Origin of the sequence: Tardiphaga sp. 619_E2_N8_4, assembly GCF_051810905.1 — a bacterium.
Lineage (GTDB): Bacteria > Pseudomonadota > Alphaproteobacteria > Rhizobiales > Xanthobacteraceae > Tardiphaga > Tardiphaga robiniae.
The window spans coordinates 1,762,330-1,778,596 of the sequence record NZ_JBPWQJ010000001.1 but is presented as its reverse complement, the minus strand read 5'-3'; the positions used below and the strand labels follow the sequence as shown (position 1 = coordinate 1,778,596).

The 16,267-nt window shown below is 62.6% G+C and carries 17 protein-coding genes; 8 read left to right on the top strand and 9 right to left on the bottom strand.

What is annotated here, in order from left to right:
* Positions 1-26: 26 nt before the first annotated feature.
* Positions 27-410 carry a tautomerase family protein gene (locus tag AB8A23_RS08455; protein ID WP_439059914.1) on the top strand — a complete coding sequence of 128 codons (384 nt, stop codon included), beginning with the start codon at positions 27-29 and terminating at the stop codon, positions 408-410.
* Positions 411-666: 256 nt separating this feature from the next.
* Here the strand turns inward: AB8A23_RS08455 and AB8A23_RS08450 are convergent, their stop codons facing one another.
* From AB8A23_RS08450 to AB8A23_RS08430, 5 genes are all read right to left on the bottom strand, one after another.
* Positions 667-1,548: a 3-hydroxybutyryl-CoA dehydrogenase gene (locus AB8A23_RS08450; protein WP_089267834.1), complete on the bottom strand. Its 882-nt coding sequence runs from the start codon at positions 1,546-1,548 to the stop codon at positions 667-669.
* Positions 1,549-1,715: 167 nt separating this feature from the next.
* Positions 1,716-2,651, bottom strand: a complete 936-nt coding sequence (locus AB8A23_RS08445) for an electron transfer flavoprotein subunit alpha/FixB family protein (RefSeq protein ID WP_089267623.1) — start codon at positions 2,649-2,651, stop codon at positions 1,716-1,718.
* Positions 2,651-3,400, bottom strand: a complete 750-nt coding sequence (locus AB8A23_RS08440) for an electron transfer flavoprotein subunit beta/FixA family protein (protein WP_093757405.1) — start codon at positions 3,398-3,400, stop codon at positions 2,651-2,653. Before AB8A23_RS08440 ends, AB8A23_RS08445 begins: the two co-directional genes overlap by 1 nt.
* A 138-nt stretch (positions 3,401-3,538) precedes the next feature.
* Positions 3,539-4,111, bottom strand: coding sequence for a cob(I)yrinic acid a,c-diamide adenosyltransferase (locus AB8A23_RS08435; RefSeq protein ID WP_089267625.1), 573 nt, complete (start codon positions 4,109-4,111; stop codon positions 3,539-3,541).
* 33 nt (positions 4,112-4,144) lie between these two features.
* Positions 4,145-4,339 (bottom strand): twin transmembrane helix small protein, encoded by a 195-nt coding sequence (locus AB8A23_RS08430; protein WP_068730376.1) that lies wholly within the window; start codon positions 4,337-4,339, stop codon positions 4,145-4,147.
* Positions 4,340-4,538: 199 nt separating this feature from the next.
* On the opposite strand from AB8A23_RS08430, the gene AB8A23_RS08425 reads away from it, so the two are divergent.
* Positions 4,539-5,399 carry a YihY/virulence factor BrkB family protein gene (locus AB8A23_RS08425; RefSeq protein ID WP_210269064.1) on the top strand — a complete coding sequence of 287 codons (861 nt, stop codon included), beginning with the start codon at positions 4,539-4,541 and terminating at the stop codon, positions 5,397-5,399.
* On the opposite strand, the gene AB8A23_RS08420 is transcribed toward AB8A23_RS08425, so the two are convergent.
* From AB8A23_RS08420 to AB8A23_RS08410, 3 genes are all read right to left on the bottom strand, one after another.
* The gene (locus tag AB8A23_RS08420) at positions 5,326-6,588 is read right to left on the bottom strand and encodes an ATP-binding protein (RefSeq protein ID WP_439059915.1); all 1,263 of its coding nucleotides are present in this window, start codon (positions 6,586-6,588) and stop codon (positions 5,326-5,328) included. The two genes, AB8A23_RS08425 and AB8A23_RS08420, sit on opposite strands and share 74 nt — an antisense overlap.
* Before the next feature lie 101 nt (positions 6,589-6,689).
* Complete coding sequence (gene gluQRS / locus AB8A23_RS08415) at positions 6,690-7,577, bottom strand: tRNA glutamyl-Q(34) synthetase GluQRS (RefSeq protein ID WP_439059916.1); 888 nt, start codon at positions 7,575-7,577, stop codon at positions 6,690-6,692.
* 11 nt (positions 7,578-7,588) lie between these two features.
* The gene (locus tag AB8A23_RS08410) at positions 7,589-8,482 is read right to left on the bottom strand and encodes a LysR family transcriptional regulator (RefSeq protein WP_093757408.1); all 894 of its coding nucleotides are present in this window, start codon (positions 8,480-8,482) and stop codon (positions 7,589-7,591) included.
* Positions 8,483-8,603: 121 nt separating this feature from the next.
* Between AB8A23_RS08410 and AB8A23_RS08405 the strand changes: the two genes are divergently transcribed.
* Both AB8A23_RS08405 and AB8A23_RS08400 read left to right on the top strand, forming a co-directional pair.
* Positions 8,604-9,344 carry an SDR family oxidoreductase gene (locus tag AB8A23_RS08405; protein WP_439059917.1) on the top strand — a complete coding sequence of 247 codons (741 nt, stop codon included), beginning with the start codon at positions 8,604-8,606 and terminating at the stop codon, positions 9,342-9,344.
* Between the two features lie 45 nt (positions 9,345-9,389).
* Positions 9,390-10,289, top strand: a complete 900-nt coding sequence (locus tag AB8A23_RS08400; protein ID WP_439059918.1) for an SDR family oxidoreductase — start codon at positions 9,390-9,392, stop codon at positions 10,287-10,289.
* Between the two features lie 69 nt (positions 10,290-10,358).
* Here AB8A23_RS08400 and AB8A23_RS08395 read toward each other — a convergent pair whose 3' ends face one another.
* Positions 10,359-10,943, bottom strand: a complete 585-nt coding sequence (locus AB8A23_RS08395) for a L,D-transpeptidase (protein WP_244528025.1) — start codon at positions 10,941-10,943, stop codon at positions 10,359-10,361.
* Positions 10,944-11,598: 655 nt separating this feature from the next.
* Here AB8A23_RS08395 and AB8A23_RS08390 point away from each other — a divergent pair.
* The 4 genes from AB8A23_RS08390 to AB8A23_RS08375 all read left to right on the top strand — a co-directional run bounded on the left by AB8A23_RS08390 (position 11,599) and on the right by AB8A23_RS08375 (position 16,241).
* Positions 11,599-12,486: a cation diffusion facilitator family transporter gene (locus tag AB8A23_RS08390; RefSeq protein WP_439059919.1), complete on the top strand. Its 888-nt coding sequence runs from the start codon at positions 11,599-11,601 to the stop codon at positions 12,484-12,486.
* 77 nt (positions 12,487-12,563) lie between these two features.
* Complete coding sequence (locus AB8A23_RS08385; RefSeq protein ID WP_439059920.1) at positions 12,564-12,947, top strand: DUF2946 family protein; 384 nt, start codon at positions 12,564-12,566, stop codon at positions 12,945-12,947.
* Positions 12,948-13,017: 70 nt separating this feature from the next.
* A complete protein-coding gene (locus AB8A23_RS08380; protein WP_439059921.1) occupies positions 13,018-15,234 on the top strand; it encodes a TonB-dependent receptor domain-containing protein in 2,217 nt (738 codons plus the stop codon).
* Positions 15,235-15,278: 44 nt separating this feature from the next.
* Positions 15,279-16,241 (top strand): DUF1775 domain-containing protein, encoded by a 963-nt coding sequence (locus tag AB8A23_RS08375; protein ID WP_439059922.1) that lies wholly within the window; start codon positions 15,279-15,281, stop codon positions 16,239-16,241.
* Positions 16,242-16,267: the final 26 nt, after the last annotated feature.

Genomic DNA, 16,267 nt, shown 5'->3' with positions numbered 1-16,267 from the left:
TCGGATTTGAACGACAGGAGACCACCATGCCGCTGGTTCGCATTTCACTGAAGAAGGGCAAGCCCGCCGCCTATCGGGAGGCAATCGCCGAAGGCGTCTATCAGGCGCTGCGCGAGACCTTCAACGTCCCGGAGGGCGACCGTTTCGTCACCATCTCGGAGCACGAGGATGGCACTTTCATCTATGATCCGAATTATCTCGGCATTCGCCGGACCGATGACCTGGTCATCATCCAGCTGACGGTGAGTAACACCCGTCCGCGTGAGCAGAAGCAGGCGCTCTACAAACGGATCGTCGAGAAGCTGACTGACAGGCCGGGCCTGCGGCCCGAAGACGTCTTCATCAACCTCGTCGAGGTGCTGCCGGAGAACTGGTCGTTCGGCCATGGCGTGGCGCAGTACGTGACATGATTACGCAGCGCGAGACATTGATGGCGCATCTGTGCGGAGTCGGGATGGGCATGGCGATGATCGTCGGGATGGTGCCGGCGACGGTGAGCCTGATGCGGGCTCTCATCTAGCCAGGCGCTCCGTCATGCCCGCGCGAGGCGCGGCTTCGCTGGATGTCGCGGGCATCCACGTCTTATTTCGCTGGCCACAAAAACGTGGATGGCCGGGACAAGTCCGGCCATGACGAAGTCTTACTGTAACGGACAGCGCGCGAAGCTTAGCGCGTCGGAATCGGCTTCTCGCCGCGGTAGTCGTAGAAACCGCGCTGGGTCTTGCGACCGAGCCAGCCTGCTTCGACATATTTCACCAGCAGCGGGCACGGCCGATACTTGGAGTCGGCAAGGCCTTCATGCAGCACCTGCATGATCGACAGACACGTATCGAGGCCGATGAAATCGGCGAGTTCGAGCGGGCCCATCGGGTGATGCGCACCGAGCTTCATCGCAGCATCAATGGCTTCGACATTGCCGACGCCTTCATACAGCGTGTAGATCGCCTCGTTGATCATCGGCAAAAGAATACGATTAACGATGAAGGCCGGGAAATCTTCCGAGACGGCGATCTGCTTGCCGAGCCTCGTGACGAAGTCCTTGGACGCATCGAAGGTCGCGTCATCGGTGGCAATGCCGCGGATCAGTTCGACCAGCTCCATCAACGGCACCGGATTCATGAAGTGAATGCCGATGAATTTTTCGGGACGGTCGGTCGACGCGGCGAGGCGCGTGATCGAGATCGACGATGTATTGGAGGCGATGATTGCCTCCGGCTTCAACACGGCGCAGAGATCGTGGAAGATCTTGCGCTTGATCTCTTCCTTCTCGACGGCGGATTCGATCACGAGATCGCAATCGGCAAGGCCGTCCATCGTGTCCGACGAGGTGATGCGATCCAGCGCGGCCTTGCGTGCATCCTCGGTGATGACCTTCTTCGACACCTGACGCGACAGGTTGCCGTTGATCGTCGCCATGGCAGACTTCAGGCGGTCGGCAGAGACATCGTTCAGCACAACTTCGAGGCCGCCCAATGCAGCCACATGCGCAATGCCATTGCCCATCTGGCCCGAGCCGATCACGCCGACTTTCTTGATCATAACCGCCATCTTGCTTGTCATCTCTGGGAACACGCCGCCCGCGCATGCCGCGTTCGGAAAGCTATCTTTACATAAAATATCGGCCGGAGTCAGTCACTCCGGCCGATGTCGTTAATTGAGGCGCAAAGCCCTAATTCAGCAAGGCCTTATTTGCCAAATCCTTGCCTGCCGGGCCTCTACTTGCCGAGTGCTTCGGTCAGCTCCGGCACGGCCTGGTAGAGGTCGGCGACCAGGCCGTAATCGGCGACCTGGAAGATCGGCGCGTCTTCGTCCTTGTTGATCGCGACGATCACCTTGGAGTCCTTCATGCCGGCGAGATGCTGGATCGCGCCGGAAATGCCGATGGCGATATACAGCTCCGGAGCCACGACCTTGCCGGTCTGCCCGACCTGCCAGTCGTTCGGGGCATAACCGGCATCCACCGCGGCGCGCGAGGCGCCGACACCGGCGCCGAGCTTATCGGCGAGCGGCTCGATGTATTTGGCAAAGTTCTCGCGGCTCTGCATGGCACGGCCACCGGAGACGATGATCTTCGCCGAGGTCAGCTCCGGACGATCGCTCTTGGCCATGTCCTCGCCGACGAAGGTCGACAAACCGGGATTCTCGGCCGTCTTGGCGTCTTCCACCGCCGCGCTGCCGCCTTCACCGGCTGCACCGAAGGTCGAGGTACGCACCGTAATGACCTTCTTGGCGTCCTTGGACTTTACGGTCTGGATCGCGTTACCGGCATAGATCGGACGCTCATAGGTGTCGGGCGCGATCACCTTGGTGATTTCCGACACCTGCATCACGTCGAGCAGGGCGGCGACGCGCGGCATCACGTTCTTCGAGCGCGTGGTCGCAGCGGCGATCAGCACGTCATAGGCGGGCGCCAGCGACACGATCAGTGCGGCCAGCGGCTCGGCGAGATCGTGGGCATAAGAGGCGTCGTCGGCGAGCAGCACCTTGGTGACGCCCTGCAGCTTGGCGGCAGCTTCCGCGGCCGGCTTCGCATTCTGGCCGGCAACGAGGATATGCACCTCGCCGCCGATCTGGGTCGCGGCGGTAAGCGCCTTGTTGGTGGAATCCTTCAGGGTGGCGTTGTCGTGATCGGCAAGCAGCAATGTCGGCATTAGAGCACCCCGGCTTCAGTCTTGAGTTTCGATACCAGTTCGGCGACGTCCTTGACCTTGACGCCGGCCTTGCGGCCGCCCGGTTCGCTGGTCTTGATGATCTCGAGACGCGGAGAGATATCGACGCCGTAACCATCGGCGGTCTTCTCGTCGATCGGCTTCTTCTTCGCCTTCATGATGTTCGGCAGCGATGCGTAGCGCGGCTCGTTCAGACGAAGGTCGGTAGTCACGATCGCCGGTCCCTTGAGCTTGACGGTCTGCAGACCGCCATCGACTTCACGGGTCACGGTGACGTCGTCGCCCTCGATGACGAGCTTGTTGGCGAAGGTCGCCTGCGGCCAGCCGAGCAGCGCGGCCAACATCTGGCCGGTCTGGTTGGCGTCGTCGTCGATCGCCTGCTTGCCGAGGATGACCAGGCCCGGCTTTTCCTCATCGGCGACGGCCTTGAGGATCTTCGCCACGGCGAGCGGCTCGACGGTGCCGTCAACCTTGACGAGGATGCCACGGTCCGCGCCCATCGCGAGGCCGGTGCGGAGGGTTTCGGACGCCTGTGCGGGACCGATCGACACCACCACCACTTCGGTTGCCTTGCCGGCCTCTTTCAGGCGCAGGGCTTCCTCGACAGCGATTTCATCGAACGGATTCATCGACATCTTGACGTTGGACAGTTCGACGCCCGATCCGTCGCTCTTGACGCGAACCTTGACGTTGTAATCGACCACCCGTTTGACCGCGACCAGAACCTTCATCGATCCTCTTTCGTGTGAGTTTTATTGTTTCAGAGCTTGCTCGGAAGCTTGGGCGCGGAACCTAAAGCTCCTGCCACACGGGGTCAACGCGCCAGACCCTAAAATCGAATGTCTCTAGGCCAGCCGATTTAGCCGAAATTACCGGTTCTGGCCGGGCACCCAGAGCACATCGCCGGCGCCATTGTCGTTCTGCGAGCGGCTGGCGACGAACAGGAAGTCCGAGAGCCGGTTCATATACTGAATACCAGCATCCGAGACCGGCTCATCGGGCTGAGCGGCGAGTTCCACTATGATCCGTTCCGCACGGCGGCAGATCGTCCGGGCGACATGAAGGTGAGCGGCGGCTGGAGTTCCGCCAGGCAAAACAAACGAGGTCAGATCGGCCAGCGGCGCGTTGAGCATGTCAATATCGTTCTCCAACCGCTCGACCTGACTCGCCAGCAGGCGCAGCCGCTCGGCCTTACCCTCGCGCTGCGGAACCGCGAGATCGGCCCCGAGATCGAACAGATCGTTCTGGATCAGCCCGAGCATCGCATCTAGGGACCGCGCATGGGCGAGATGCAATCGCACCACGCCGATCGCGGCATTGGTCTCATCCACGGTTCCATAGGCGCTGACGCGGAGATCGTATTTCGGTCGACGCTCGCCGGTGCCGAGAGCTGTCGTGCCGTCATCGCCAGTGCGGGTGTAGATGCGGTTGAGAACGACCATCGAATTGATCCAGCGCCAGTTAAGGAATTTGCGTCAGCGGCCCATCGCCCAGACGGTGGCCATGGTGAGGATAATGGCGACGAATTGCAGCACCACGCGCCACCGCATCAGCTTCTGCGAGCGATCAGGCGAGCCGCCGCGCATCATGTTGAACAGGCCAAGCAGCAGCACCAGCGCAACGGCGCCGACCGCGATGGGGAGGATAATGTTGCTGAGCGTTGATGTCATATCGGCTACATAACACTGCGCCACAGGCTGCGCTATCGCCGACCGTCAAAATGGCACAGCGGTTACGCGCGCGCCGCAATGCAACGATCTGGCTTTTTCGCGTTAGATATCAGAAGCTAACATGAGGGCCGGTGATTTGCCGGGCCGATCCCGAACCAGGTGGCACGTGGGGCAGATACGCACCGTCTACGATGTCGTGATGGACGCCTTCTATACGTTTCTTGCCGATGATGGCTGGGCGATCGCCAGCCATATCGCCCTCTCCACCCTGATGGCGCTGTTTCCGTTCCTGATCGTGCTGGCCTCGCTGGCCGGCTTTTTCGGCTCCAAGAACCTCGCCGATCAGGCCGTCGGCCTGCTGCTGGAGGTCTGGCCCGATCAGGTGGCCGGCGCCCTGTCCTCGCAGATCCACGACGTGCTGACCACCACCCGCGGTGATGCGCTGACCATCGGTCTCGTGCTCGCAGTGTATTTCGCCTCCAACGGCGTGGAGAGCCTGCGCGTCGCACTAAACCGCGCATACTCGGTGATCGAGCTGCGGCGCTGGTACTGGTTGCGGCTGGAGTCGATCGGCTACACGCTGGTCGCTGCCGTCACTGCGCTCGCCATGGCGTTCCTGATCGTGCTCGGCCCGCTGATGCTGGAAATCGTACGGCGCTATGTGCCGCTGATGGTGGAGAACAACGAGCGGCTGCTGACGGTGGCGCGTTACGGCATCACCATCGTCGCCATGGTGATCGCATTGTTCATACTGCATGTGTGGCTGCCGGCAGGCCGCCGCACCTTCAGTCAGATCCTGCCGGGCATCATCTTCACGATGCTGGCGTCGCTGGCCTCGGGTATCGGCTTCGGTCTTTATCTGGCGCGCTTCGCCAACAACTATGTCACCATGTATGCAGGCCTGGCATCGGTGATCATCGCGCTGGTGTTTCTGTATTTCATTGCGGCGATCTTCGTATTCGGCGGCGAACTCAATGCCGCCATCATCAAGTCGCGGCTGCCCCACGGCGTCTCGCTTCAAGCAGCGCAGTCGCTAGCGCCCGCGGAGACACCGGTTTGATCAGAAACGCGTCGGCGCCCGCCTGACGCGATGCGGCTTCGTCTTCACTGCGACCGGACACCCCAATGATCGCGACGCGGCCATGCGGCGCCTTCAGCGCACGGATCTGCCGGATCGCCTCGACGCCGTCGATACCCGGCAGCACCATGTCCATGAGCACCGCATCGAACGTGCCCTGCCCAACGCGCTCCGCCGCTGCTTCGCCGCGACCGATGAACTCGGCCTGATGACCGAGTTCGGTGAGAATGGCATTGAGCACGACGCGACCAAACGGATTGTCCTCAACGCTCAGCACCCGCAGCGCGTCTCCCGGCGCAAAAGCAGCATCATCGGCGCTCGACATGATGGCGATCGGACCGCTCGTCTTGTCGAGGCCGACCGTCAGCGTGAACACTGTGCCACCACCGCGGCTCTGCGCCACAGTGATGTCGCCACCCATGGCGCGGGCGAGTTGTTTGACCGACGACAGACCGAGGCCGGCACCGCCAAAACGCGATGCGATCGACACATTGGCCTGCGAGAACGGTTTGAACAGCCGCTTGATCTCCGCCAGCGTGAGACCGATGCCGCTATCGGAGACGGTGAAGGATACGCCGACCTTGCCCGCCATGCGCACGGGCGAAACTTTCAGCGCGACATTGCCCTGCTCGGTGAATTTCACCGCATTGTCGATCAGATTTTCCAGCGCCGCGCGCAGCCGCACGGGATCGCCGATCACAAACACCGGCAGTCTGTCGGAGATCGCGACCCGCGACAGCAGTCCCTTGGCAGCCGCGCGGCCCGCGAGCGAGTCGCCGATGTTGCGGGCAAGCGCGCGCAGATCGAAGAAATCCTGCCGCAGTTCGAATCTGGATTTACTGCTGCGCGCCGCATCGACGAACAATGTCGCGAGACCCGCCAGATGTTCGGCGCCAGCCTTGATCGTCTCGACCCAGCGCCGCTCACGCTCGTCGAGATCGGAGGTGGCCAGCAGATCGCTGACCGCAAGAATGCCGGTCAGCGGCGTGCGCACCTCATGGGCAAACACCGCCAGCGCGGTTTCCACCATCGTATCGGCACGCGCGGATCTGCGCTTGGCGCGCGGCTTCGATGCAAGCTTCTTTACCGCACGCTTCTTGGCCACGCGTTTTTTCAGCGTTTGCTTGGTGCGCGTCCGCATCTTGCGCGGAGAGCGCGATGTCAGCGCCATATGTTGCCCACCCGTCCCGGCGGCACCATGCCACGGCGAGGCGCGCGGAGTCACGCCGCGGGTCTGGTCCAGCTTGCGAATTTCTTGCGGCGCGCTTGCGGCTAACTTGCGGCGGCCGGGTCAGGCAGCCCGACCATGCGGCGGATATCCGCCGGTGTAGCGCCTTGCGCCCGCAACTCACGCAGGCTGGTGGAGCCGGTCGATTTGGACAGTTTGGCGCCAGCTGTATCGCGCACCAGCGGATGATGCCGATAGACCGGCTGCGGCAGGCCGAGCAGCTGCTGCAGCAGCCGGTGCACGCTGGTCGACCAGAACAGATCCTGGCCGCGCACCACATGGGTCACTCCCTGCAGCGCATCATCGAGGACAACCGAGAGATGATAGCTGGTCGGCGTCTCCTTGCGGGCCAGGATCACATCGCCCCACGCACCTGGCTGCGCGACAACGGCTCCCGTCTCGCCGCCCGGACCCGCCCCCCGCTCGGTCCATGTGAGCGGACCGCTGGCCGCAATGGCTCTGGCCATATCGAGCCGCAGCGCCATCGGGGCATCTGCCTGTTTGAGTTCGGCGACGGCCTGCGGCGACAACGATCTGGCAATGCCTGGATAGAGAGGCGCACCATCGGGATCGCGCGGCCATGAGCCTTTCGCTTCTTCGGCCGCGATCATGCGCGCGATCTCGGTGCGGCTCTCGAAGCTCGGATAGAGCAATCCCATGGCGGCGAGCCGCTCGGTCGCGGCGCGGTAGTCGGCAAAATGCTGCGACTGTCGCCGTACCGGCATCTCCCAGGCGATACCGAGCCAGGCGAGATCCTCGTAGATCGCCGCCTCGAATTCCGGCCGGCAGCGCGTGACATCGATATCCTCGATCCGCAGCAGCAACCGGCCACCGGCCTCGCGCGCCAGATCGAAATTCAGCAGCGCCGAAGCGGCGTGGCCGAGATGCAGATAACCATTGGGGCTGGGCGCTAAGCGAAAAACAGGAGCCATCGCAGGTTTCATTAAATGAGGTCGCGCGCAAAAGCACGCGTCAGCCAGTCCATGAACACGCGCACCCGCGGCGAGAGCTGGCGGTTGCGCGGATAGAGCAACGACACCGGCGACGGCGTCGGCGGATGTTGCGGCAATACCTCCACCAGCGTGCCACCGGCGAGTTCGCTCTTGACCCGATAACGCGGCACCTGCACCAGACCGAATCCGAGTTTCGCCATCGCCGCGTAGTTATCGGCACTGTTCACCGTGATCGCAACCGGCAACGTGACATAACGCAACGCGCCGTCGTCCTGAAATTCAAGCGGCAGCACCGCGCCCGTCGCCGACGAGTGATAGCCGACCATGCGATGACCTTTGAGCGCATCAATGGACAAAGGCACGCCGGTGCGCGCGAGATAGGACGGCGCGGCGCAGGTGACTTCGTCCATCATGGTCAGCCGCCGCGCCACCATATCGCTGTCGCGAAGCTCGCCGACACGTACCACGCAGTCGATGCCTTCACGGATCAGGTCGACCAACCGATCGCCCTCGCTGAGATAGAGCTGGATATCAGGATATTCGGCGAGAAAGTCCGGCAGATGCGGCAGCACGAAATTGCGCGCCAGCGTGCCATTCATATCCACCCGCAACGGCCCTTTCGGCTTGGCGCCGCAGAACGCGCTTTCGGCGTCTTCGAGATCGGCGATCAGCGTCAGGCAGCGCCGGTGATAGGCCTCGCCGTCCAGCGTCGGCCGCACCAGCCGCGTGGTGCGCTCAAGCAGCCGCACGCCGAGCCGCGCCTCGATCTGCTTGACGGCATCGGTCACGGTCGAACGCGGCAGGCCGAGATCCGCCGCCGCCGCCGTAAAGCTGCGCCGCTCCACCACCCGGGTGAACACCCGCATCGTCTCGAAACGGTCCATCTATTTGTTCGTTAAATCCGAATTGTGATGCCAGATAATGCATCATTATCCGGAAAATGGAATGGCCTAGATTTCTCCTATCAGAGCGGCACCGCTGCTCACCACACCGAGGAGAACGAAAATGGCAAACGGAACCAATAAGGTAGCTATTATCACCGGCGCCTCACGCGGCATTGGCGCCGCCATCGCGGAGCGGCTGGGCCGCGACGGCTTCACGGTCATCGTCAATTATTCCGGCAATGCCGCGCCGGCCGAGGCGGTCGCACAAAAGATCGAAGCCGCGGGCGGCCGCGCGCTGACCGCCAAGGCCGATGTCAGCGATCCCGCCGCTGTGCGCGGGATGTTCGATGCAGCGGAGACCGCCTTTGGCGGCATCGACGTGCTGATCAACAATGCCGGCATCATGAAGCTCGCGAAATTCGCCGACGCCGACGACGCATCGTTCGACCAGCAGATCGCGGTCAATCTGAAAGGCACGTTCAACACCATGCGCGAGGCGGCGAAACGGCTGCGCGACGGCGGTCGGGTCGTGAACTTCTCGACGGGCGTCGTCGGCACCAAGCTGGAAACCTACGGGATCTATGCCGCCACCAAGGCTGCGGTCGAAACCATGACGGGTATCATGGCCAAGGAGATGCGGGGCCGCTCGATTACCGTGAACGCCATCGCGCCCGGCCCGACCGCAACCGACCTGTTCCTCAATGGCAAGTCACCGGAGCTGATCGAGCGTTTCGCCAAGGCGACGCCAATGGAGCGCCTCGGCACACCCGAGGACATCGCCAATGTCGTTGCCTTCCTGGTCGGTCCGGAAGGCGGCTGGATCAACGCCCAGGTGCTGCGCGCCAATGGCGGGCTGGTCTGAACCAAACGCCAACACCCTCAAGAACCATTCAAAGGAATACGTGTCATGAAACACGTCATTGTCATCACCGGCGCATCGAGCGGCTTTGGCGCGCTCACCGCCCGCGCCCTCGCCGAGGCCGGTCACACCGTTTATGCCAGCATGCGTGAGACCACCGGCCGCAATGCGTCGGCCGTCGCCGACGTCGCAAAGTATGCCGCTGAGCACAAAGTCGATCTCCGCAGCGTCGAACTCGACGTCGCCTCGCAGGAATCGGCCGATGCCGGCATCGGCCGGATCATCGCCGACAACGGTCACCTCGATGTCGTCATCCACAATGCCGGGCACATGTCATTTGGGCCCGCAGAAGCCTTCACGCCGGAGCAATTCGCACAGCTCTACGACATCAACGTTCTGTCGACCCAGCGCGTCAATCGCGCAGCGCTACCGCAACTGCGCAAGCAGGGCAAAGGTCTCCTCGTCTGGGTATCGTCATCCAGCGCACGCGGCGGCACACCACCCTATCTGTCGCCGTATTTCGCCGCGAAGGCGGCGATGGATTCGCTTGCAGTCTCCTATGCCAGCGAACTGACGCGCTGGGGCATCGAAACCTCGATCATCGTGCCCGGCGCCTTCACCAAGGGAACCAACCACTTCGCACATTCCGGCAAACCGGCCGACACCGCTCGCGCGGCTGAATACGACGACGGTCCCTATGCCGGGGTACCTGATATGGCGTTGAAGGGCTTGGCTTCGCTGGAGCCCTCCGATGCGGATGCTGCCGATGTGGCAAAAGAGATCGTCCGCGTGGTCGATCTGCCGTTCGGCAAGCGCCCGTTCCGCAGTCACATCGATCCGTCGGAAGATGGCGCCGAGATCGTCAACGGTGTCGCGGACCGCGTTCGCGCCGAGATGTTCCGCCGCATCGGCATCGCCGATTTGCTAAGACCGCGAGTGAATGCCTGAGACGGGATGTCATCAACGAAAATGGGGCGAGCGTGAACAACGCCCGCCCCATTTTACTGAGACACAGAGTTAGGACTCGGCGCGGCCGCTCTGGATCACCACCACGCGACTGCCAATCTTCACGCGATTATAGAGATCCACGACATCCTGGTTCATCAGCCGGATACAGCCGCTGGAGACGGCATGGCCGATGGTCTCGGGCTCGGTGGTGCCGTGGATGCGGAACATGGTGTCGCGGTCGCCCTGATAGAGATACATCGCGCGCGGCCCGAGCGGATTGTCGATGCCGCCCTCCATGCCGCCAGCCATCTTGCGATAGCGCGCGGGTTCGCGGTTCATCATGTTTTCCGTCGGGGTCCAATGCGGCCACTCGGCCTTGCGCTTGATCACAGCAGCGCCGGCAAAAGCGAGGCCGGCCTTGCCGACGCCGATGCCGTAGCGCATCGCCTTGCCATCGCCTTCCACGAGATAGAGATGCCGTGCGGCTGTATCGACCACAATGGTGCCGACGGGCTCCTTGGTGCGGTAAGCGACGCGCTGACGCAGCATCGCCGAATCGATTCCGGAGACGTCGATGGCCGGCAGCGTGTGCTCGCCGTCATTCAACTCGGCATAGCTGGCGGACGGACCGCCAAAGCCGGTGGACGACACCATCCCCCCGCTGCTTGCACATCCTGCCAGCACAGCGGGCAACATCAAAAGCGCCAGAAGGCGCAGCCCGCGTGATCCACCAAAACCTGTCATTCCCAACCCTTGCTGCAACGCGTCCAACGCGGACGACCCGCACCTCATACAGGGCTGAGCGATCAAATCAGGCTCAACAGCGTGTCATTTCGCTCATAGAACAGCTCTGCGCTGCACTTTGCGCCCCGCTGTGGTGATCGCGCCACAGCCGCGCAGGCTCACGAATAACCTCAGGTTGATCGATCGCCTTTGAGGGTCGGCCGGCGCGCAGCGCAAACCTGCCCATGGAACCGCCGCCGCCGCGATGCCCGCCGACGCGCGCCGAAACGCTCCACCATGGTCCCTCCGGGCTTGTTGAGGCCGACGACATTGAGAACCGCGCCATGACGACACGATCCAGCACGATGTCGTCCCGCAACTATCAATGCGCGGACGACCGCTACAAATGCCACGCGCATGACGAGATCGATATCATGTCCATTGGGAGGACGACGTGTTCGATGAAGTCCACGCGCCTTATAATGCGAAGCACTTGCAGCTGGATTTCACGGCTTGCATCGTTGTGATCGGCATATTAGAGCACACAGCCGCGTGAGACTTCGCGTTACCCCAACGAGATTTTCAGATGACAAGCGTTCGCAGTCTTGCGCAAGGCAGCATTGCCGTTGGCCTGCTGGTCCTCGGTATGAAATACGCCGCCTATTATCTGACTGGCAGCGTCGCACTGCTGTCCGATGCGATTGAAAGCATCGTCAATGTCGTGACAGCCATCGTTGTTTTGCTTGCGACCACGCTGAGCGCGAAACCGGCAGACGACGATCATCCCTACGGGCACCACAAGGCTGAATATTTCTCGGCCGTGCTCGAAGGCGTGCTGATCGTGCTCGCCGCGATCCTGATCCTGCGCGAAGCCTATCAAAGCTATCTGGTGCCGCGCCTTGTCGAAGCACCCTGGGTTGGGCTGCTACTCAACGCAGCGGCGAGCGTCATCAATGCAGGTTGGGCATGGGTGCTGATCCGGCAAGGTCGCATCCATCGCTCGCCGGCTCTCGCAGCGGACGGCCGCCATTTGCTGTCCGACGTGTATTCTTCAATCGGTGTTCTCGGCGGCGTCGGAGTAGCGGCACTGTCGGGCGTCGCCATTCTCGATCCCATCCTTGCGGCGCTCGTCGCGCTCAACATCCTGTGGGCCGGTTGGGGTCTCATGAAGGAGTCGCTCAGCGGATTGATGGATGAGGCCATCCCGCCAGCCATGCTCGCGAGCATCAAGCAGACCATATCGGCCCATGCCGACGGCGCCATCGAGGCTCACGACCTGCGCACCCGCCGCGCCGGCAGCATGACCTTTATCGATTTCCATCTGGTGGTGGCAGGATCGACCACCGTGAGCGCCGCGCACGACATTTGCGACAAGCTCGAGACCGCGATCCGCCAGGAGATCGGCGAGGCTCTGATCACCATCCATGTCGAACCCGACGACAAGGCCAAGCATTCCGGCATCGTCGTTCTCTAGATTTCGGGTAACTTCGCTCCACGAACGGCTTTGACAGGTTCCGCCCCCGTGTTAATCGGGAGGCGAGGATCGTTCCCGTGACACATGTTTCGCGCAAACGCTGGTTTGGGGCCGTGGCATCTTTGGCCGCTGCCTATGCGCTTGTGCTCAATGTCGTGCTGTCGAGCCTGTTGCTCGCCGCGATCTCGCCGACTGCGCAGGCCGCAGGCTTCGAGCTCTGCCTCACCCATCCCGACCTTGCCGCCTCCCCTGACGACACCGGCAAGACGTCAGGCGCTCCTGCGGTGCATTGCCCGATCTGCGTCGGCACCCATGCGCCGGGTGCCCCGCCGGCCTCCGCGACTTTCCTCGTCTCGCGCATCGCCATCGCGATCGCTCCCGTTGCCGCCCTCGACGATCGCATCGTCGCGGAAGCCGCAACCTCCGACCACCGGGCCCGCGCGCCACCGCGCCTGAGCTGACGTTCCACGCCGTCAGACGCCGCGCATCAGCGCGCGCGTTGCTCAGTTCAATCCCGGTGGAGTTTTCCCCATGCTATCCGTTTCCATGCGGCTGCGCAGCGTCCTGCTCGCATCCGCGGCCGCGCTCGTTCCAGGTGCGGTGTCGGCCCAATCGGCCTCCTCGACATCGCTTCCAGCGGTCACCGTCGATGCGCCCGCACAGCAGCGCGCTGTCGCCGCGCGCAAGCCACGCAACGCCGCGCCAAGCGCCCGCACGGCCCGCACCACCCCTGCGGCCACACCAGCGCGCGTCGACGCCCAGGCGCCGAGCATGCCGGGCGCGCTCACTGTGCTCACCGCCCAGCAGGCACTCCGCGAGATTCAGCAGACGCCCGGCGGCGTCGCGCTGGTGACGGCGGATGCGTGGCGGACGTCGACGCCGTCGAACACCATCAAGGACATCCTCGATTATGTGCCGGGCGTGTTCGCGCAGCCGAAATGGGGCGACGACACCCGGCTGTCGATCCGCGGATCGAGCCTGTCGCGCAATTTCCATCTGCGCGGCGTGCAGCTCTATATGGACGGCATCCCGATCAACACCGCCGACGGCTATGGCGATTTCCAGGAGATCGACCCGACCGCCTATAAATATGTCGAGGTGTTCAAGGGCGGCAACGCATTGCGCTTTGGTGCCAATTCGCTCGGCGGCGCGATCAATTTCGTGACACCCACTGGCCGCGATCCTTTTCCGAACGGCGCGTCGGTCGACATGGGTGCTTTCGGCTTCCGCCGCCTGCAAGCCAACACCGGCGGTGCCAATGGTCCGTGGGACGGTTTCATCACGGCCTCGACGCAGTCCGCCGATGGCTTCCGCGATCACAGCAATGGCGAGGCCTCGCGGGTCAGCGGCAATGTCGGCTACCAGTTCTCACCGGATTTCGAGACCCGTTTCTATCTCAACGCCAACAGCGTACGTCAGCGCATTCCCGGCTCAGTGAGCAAGGCGTCGGCGCTGAATTCTCCGGAGACGGCAGCAGCAGGCAATCTCACCGGCGACCAGCAGCGCAACATCGACACCGTGCGCCTCGCCAACAAGACCACCATCCGGCTCGACAATACCACGATCGACTTCGGCGTCTTCGGCGTCGACCGGCACCTGATGCATCCGATCTTCCAGTATCTGGACTACAGCTATCAGGACTATGGCGGCTTCGCGAAGGTCACCGACGACCGCAATATCGGCGGCTATCGCAACGTGTTTGTCGCCGGCGTCAATGTGATCAACGGCAGGATTGACAACAACCAGTATGTCAATGTCGCGGGCCAGAAGGGCGCGCTGACATTCTCGTCCATCGATCGATCGAAGAACACCTCGGTCTATGCTGAGAATTCGTTCTATTTCCTGCCGACTGTCGCTGTCATTGGTGGCACGCAATTCCTTTATGCGACGCGCGACAGACAGGATCGTCTGAAGCCCAATGGGGTCGACGGATCGGGCTCGACCGAATTCAACCTGTGGAGCCCGAAGGGCGGATTGCTCTGGAATATCGATCCGACCTGGCAGGCCTATGCCAATGTCTCGCGCAGTGCCGAAGTCCCGAGCTTCGGCGAGAGCGTGTCTGGCAGGGACAGTTCGGGCGCGAGCAATCCGATGATCCCCTTCACCAGCATCCGGCCGCAGCGCGCGACGACCTATGAGATCGGCACCCGCGGTCGACGTCCTGACCTGACTTGGGAGTTAACTGGTTACCGGGCGGAAATCAGGGACGAGTTGCAGTGCATCTACAGCTCCAACGGCAGCTGCAACGTCTCGAATGCCGACCGCACCATCCATCAGGGCATCGAGGCCGGTCTCGGCATCGCCGTGTTCAAGGGCATGTTCGATGCGGGGCCACTGCCGGACAAGCTCTGGCTCAACATGGCCTATACGTTCAACGACTTCCGCTTCGACAATGACGCGACTTTCGGCAACAACCTGCTGCCGGGCGCGCCGCGGCACTATCTGCGCGCGGAATTGCTCTACAAGCATGCCAACGGCTTCTATCTCGGCCCCAATCTCGAATGGGTGCCGGAAGCTTACTATGTCGACAGCGCCAATACGCTAAAGACCGAACCCTATGCGCTGCTCGGCCTGAAAGCCGGCGTCGACAATGGCGGCACATATTCAGGCTATATCGAAGCACGCAACGTGCTCGATACCCGTTACATCGCCTCCGCCAGCATTCTCAATCAGGCCACGGCGACATCGCCGCTGTTCGAACCCGGCACCGGCCGCGCCATCTATGCCGGCGTCAAGGCGAGGTGGTGAAGATGATGAATTCCGCTATGCTTCAATCCACGAAAGGACGTTCCATGACCAACCGCTCCATGCTGTTGCTTCTCACTGCGCTGGGCGCAGTGGCATCGCCTGCTTATGCCCATGTCTTCGTGCAGAGCGGTCCGGCCACGGTCGGCGGCTCCTATCGCGCGGTGCTCGCCGTACCGCATGGCTGCGGTGCCTCGCCAACGACGAAGATCACCGTGCAGATTCCGGAAGGGATGATCGCAGTGAAGCCGATGCCGAAGCCGGGCTGGGCCATCGCCGTGAAGAAAGGCGCCTATGCGCAGTCCTACGATTTCATGCATGGCATGAAGGCGTCGGAGGGCGTGAAGGAAATCACCTGGACCGGCAAGCTCGACAACGACTTCTATGACGAGTTCGTATTCTCGGCCTATCTGCCTGCCGCATTGAAGGCCGATGCGCCGTTGTATCTGCCGACACTGCAGAGCTGCGAGCAGGGTTCGGAAGACTGGGCGCAGATCCCGGCTGCGGGGCAGGATCCGCACAGCCTGAAATCACCGGCGCCGATCGTTCGCCTTGCCGCGGCATCACCACATGATGCAATGGCGCAGATGGCCGGCATGGTCCATGCGGGCGACCTGATGATCATGACCCCCTGGACGCGCGCCACACCGCCCGCGGCCAAGGTGGCCGGTGGCTATCTCACCATCACCAACAGCGGCAAGACCAGCGACAAGCTGCTCGGTGGCACATTCACCGGCGGCAGCCGCATCGAAGTGCATGAGATGAGCGTGACCGATGGCGTGATGAAGATGCGTCCACTCAATGAGGGGCTCGAGATCAAGCCCGGCGCCACCGTGAAGCTCGAGCCCGGCGGCTATCACCTGATGCTGATGGATCTCGCCAAGCCGTTCGCCAAGGGCGACAAGGTGAAGGCGCAGCTACAGTTCGAGAAGGCCGGCAAGGTGGACATCGAACTCGACGTCAACGCCGTCGGCGCCTCGGCACCGGCCGGCGGCGGACACGCGCACTGATCACATCGAGATGCTGCGCACCGCAC

Coding starts and splice junctions, on each gene's coding strand:
- AB8A23_RS08455 (WP_439059914.1), top strand. CDS start 27: ATGCCGCTGGTTCGCATTTCACTGAAGAAGGGCAAGCCCGCCGCCTAT.
- AB8A23_RS08450 (WP_089267834.1), bottom strand. CDS start 1,548: ATGGCGGTTATGATCAAGAAAGTCGGCGTGATCGGCTCGGGCCAGATG.
- AB8A23_RS08445 (WP_089267623.1), bottom strand. CDS start 2,651: ATGCCGACATTGCTGCTTGCCGATCACGACAACGCCACCCTGAAGGAT.
- AB8A23_RS08440 (WP_093757405.1), bottom strand. CDS start 3,400: ATGAAGGTTCTGGTCGCGGTCAAACGGGTGGTCGATTACAACGTCAAG.
- AB8A23_RS08435 (WP_089267625.1), bottom strand. CDS start 4,111: ATGGTCGTTCTCAACCGCATCTACACCCGCACTGGCGATGACGGCACG.
- AB8A23_RS08430 (WP_068730376.1), bottom strand. CDS start 4,339: ATGACATCAACGCTCAGCAACATTATCCTCCCCATCGCGGTCGGCGCC.
- AB8A23_RS08425 (WP_210269064.1), top strand. CDS start 4,539: ATGGACGCCTTCTATACGTTTCTTGCCGATGATGGCTGGGCGATCGCC.
- AB8A23_RS08420 (WP_439059915.1), bottom strand. CDS start 6,588: ATGGCGCTGACATCGCGCTCTCCGCGCAAGATGCGGACGCGCACCAAG.
- gluQRS (WP_439059916.1), bottom strand. CDS start 7,577: ATGGCTCCTGTTTTTCGCTTAGCGCCCAGCCCCAATGGTTATCTGCAT.
- AB8A23_RS08410 (WP_093757408.1), bottom strand. CDS start 8,482: ATGGACCGTTTCGAGACGATGCGGGTGTTCACCCGGGTGGTGGAGCGG.
- AB8A23_RS08405 (WP_439059917.1), top strand. CDS start 8,604: ATGGCAAACGGAACCAATAAGGTAGCTATTATCACCGGCGCCTCACGC.
- AB8A23_RS08400 (WP_439059918.1), top strand. CDS start 9,390: ATGAAACACGTCATTGTCATCACCGGCGCATCGAGCGGCTTTGGCGCG.
- AB8A23_RS08395 (WP_244528025.1), bottom strand. CDS start 10,943: ATGGTGTCGTCCACCGGCTTTGGCGGTCCGTCCGCCAGCTATGCCGAG.
- AB8A23_RS08390 (WP_439059919.1), top strand. CDS start 11,599: ATGACAAGCGTTCGCAGTCTTGCGCAAGGCAGCATTGCCGTTGGCCTG.
- AB8A23_RS08380 (WP_439059921.1), top strand. CDS start 13,018: ATGCTATCCGTTTCCATGCGGCTGCGCAGCGTCCTGCTCGCATCCGCG.
- AB8A23_RS08375 (WP_439059922.1), top strand. CDS start 15,279: ATGACCAACCGCTCCATGCTGTTGCTTCTCACTGCGCTGGGCGCAGTG.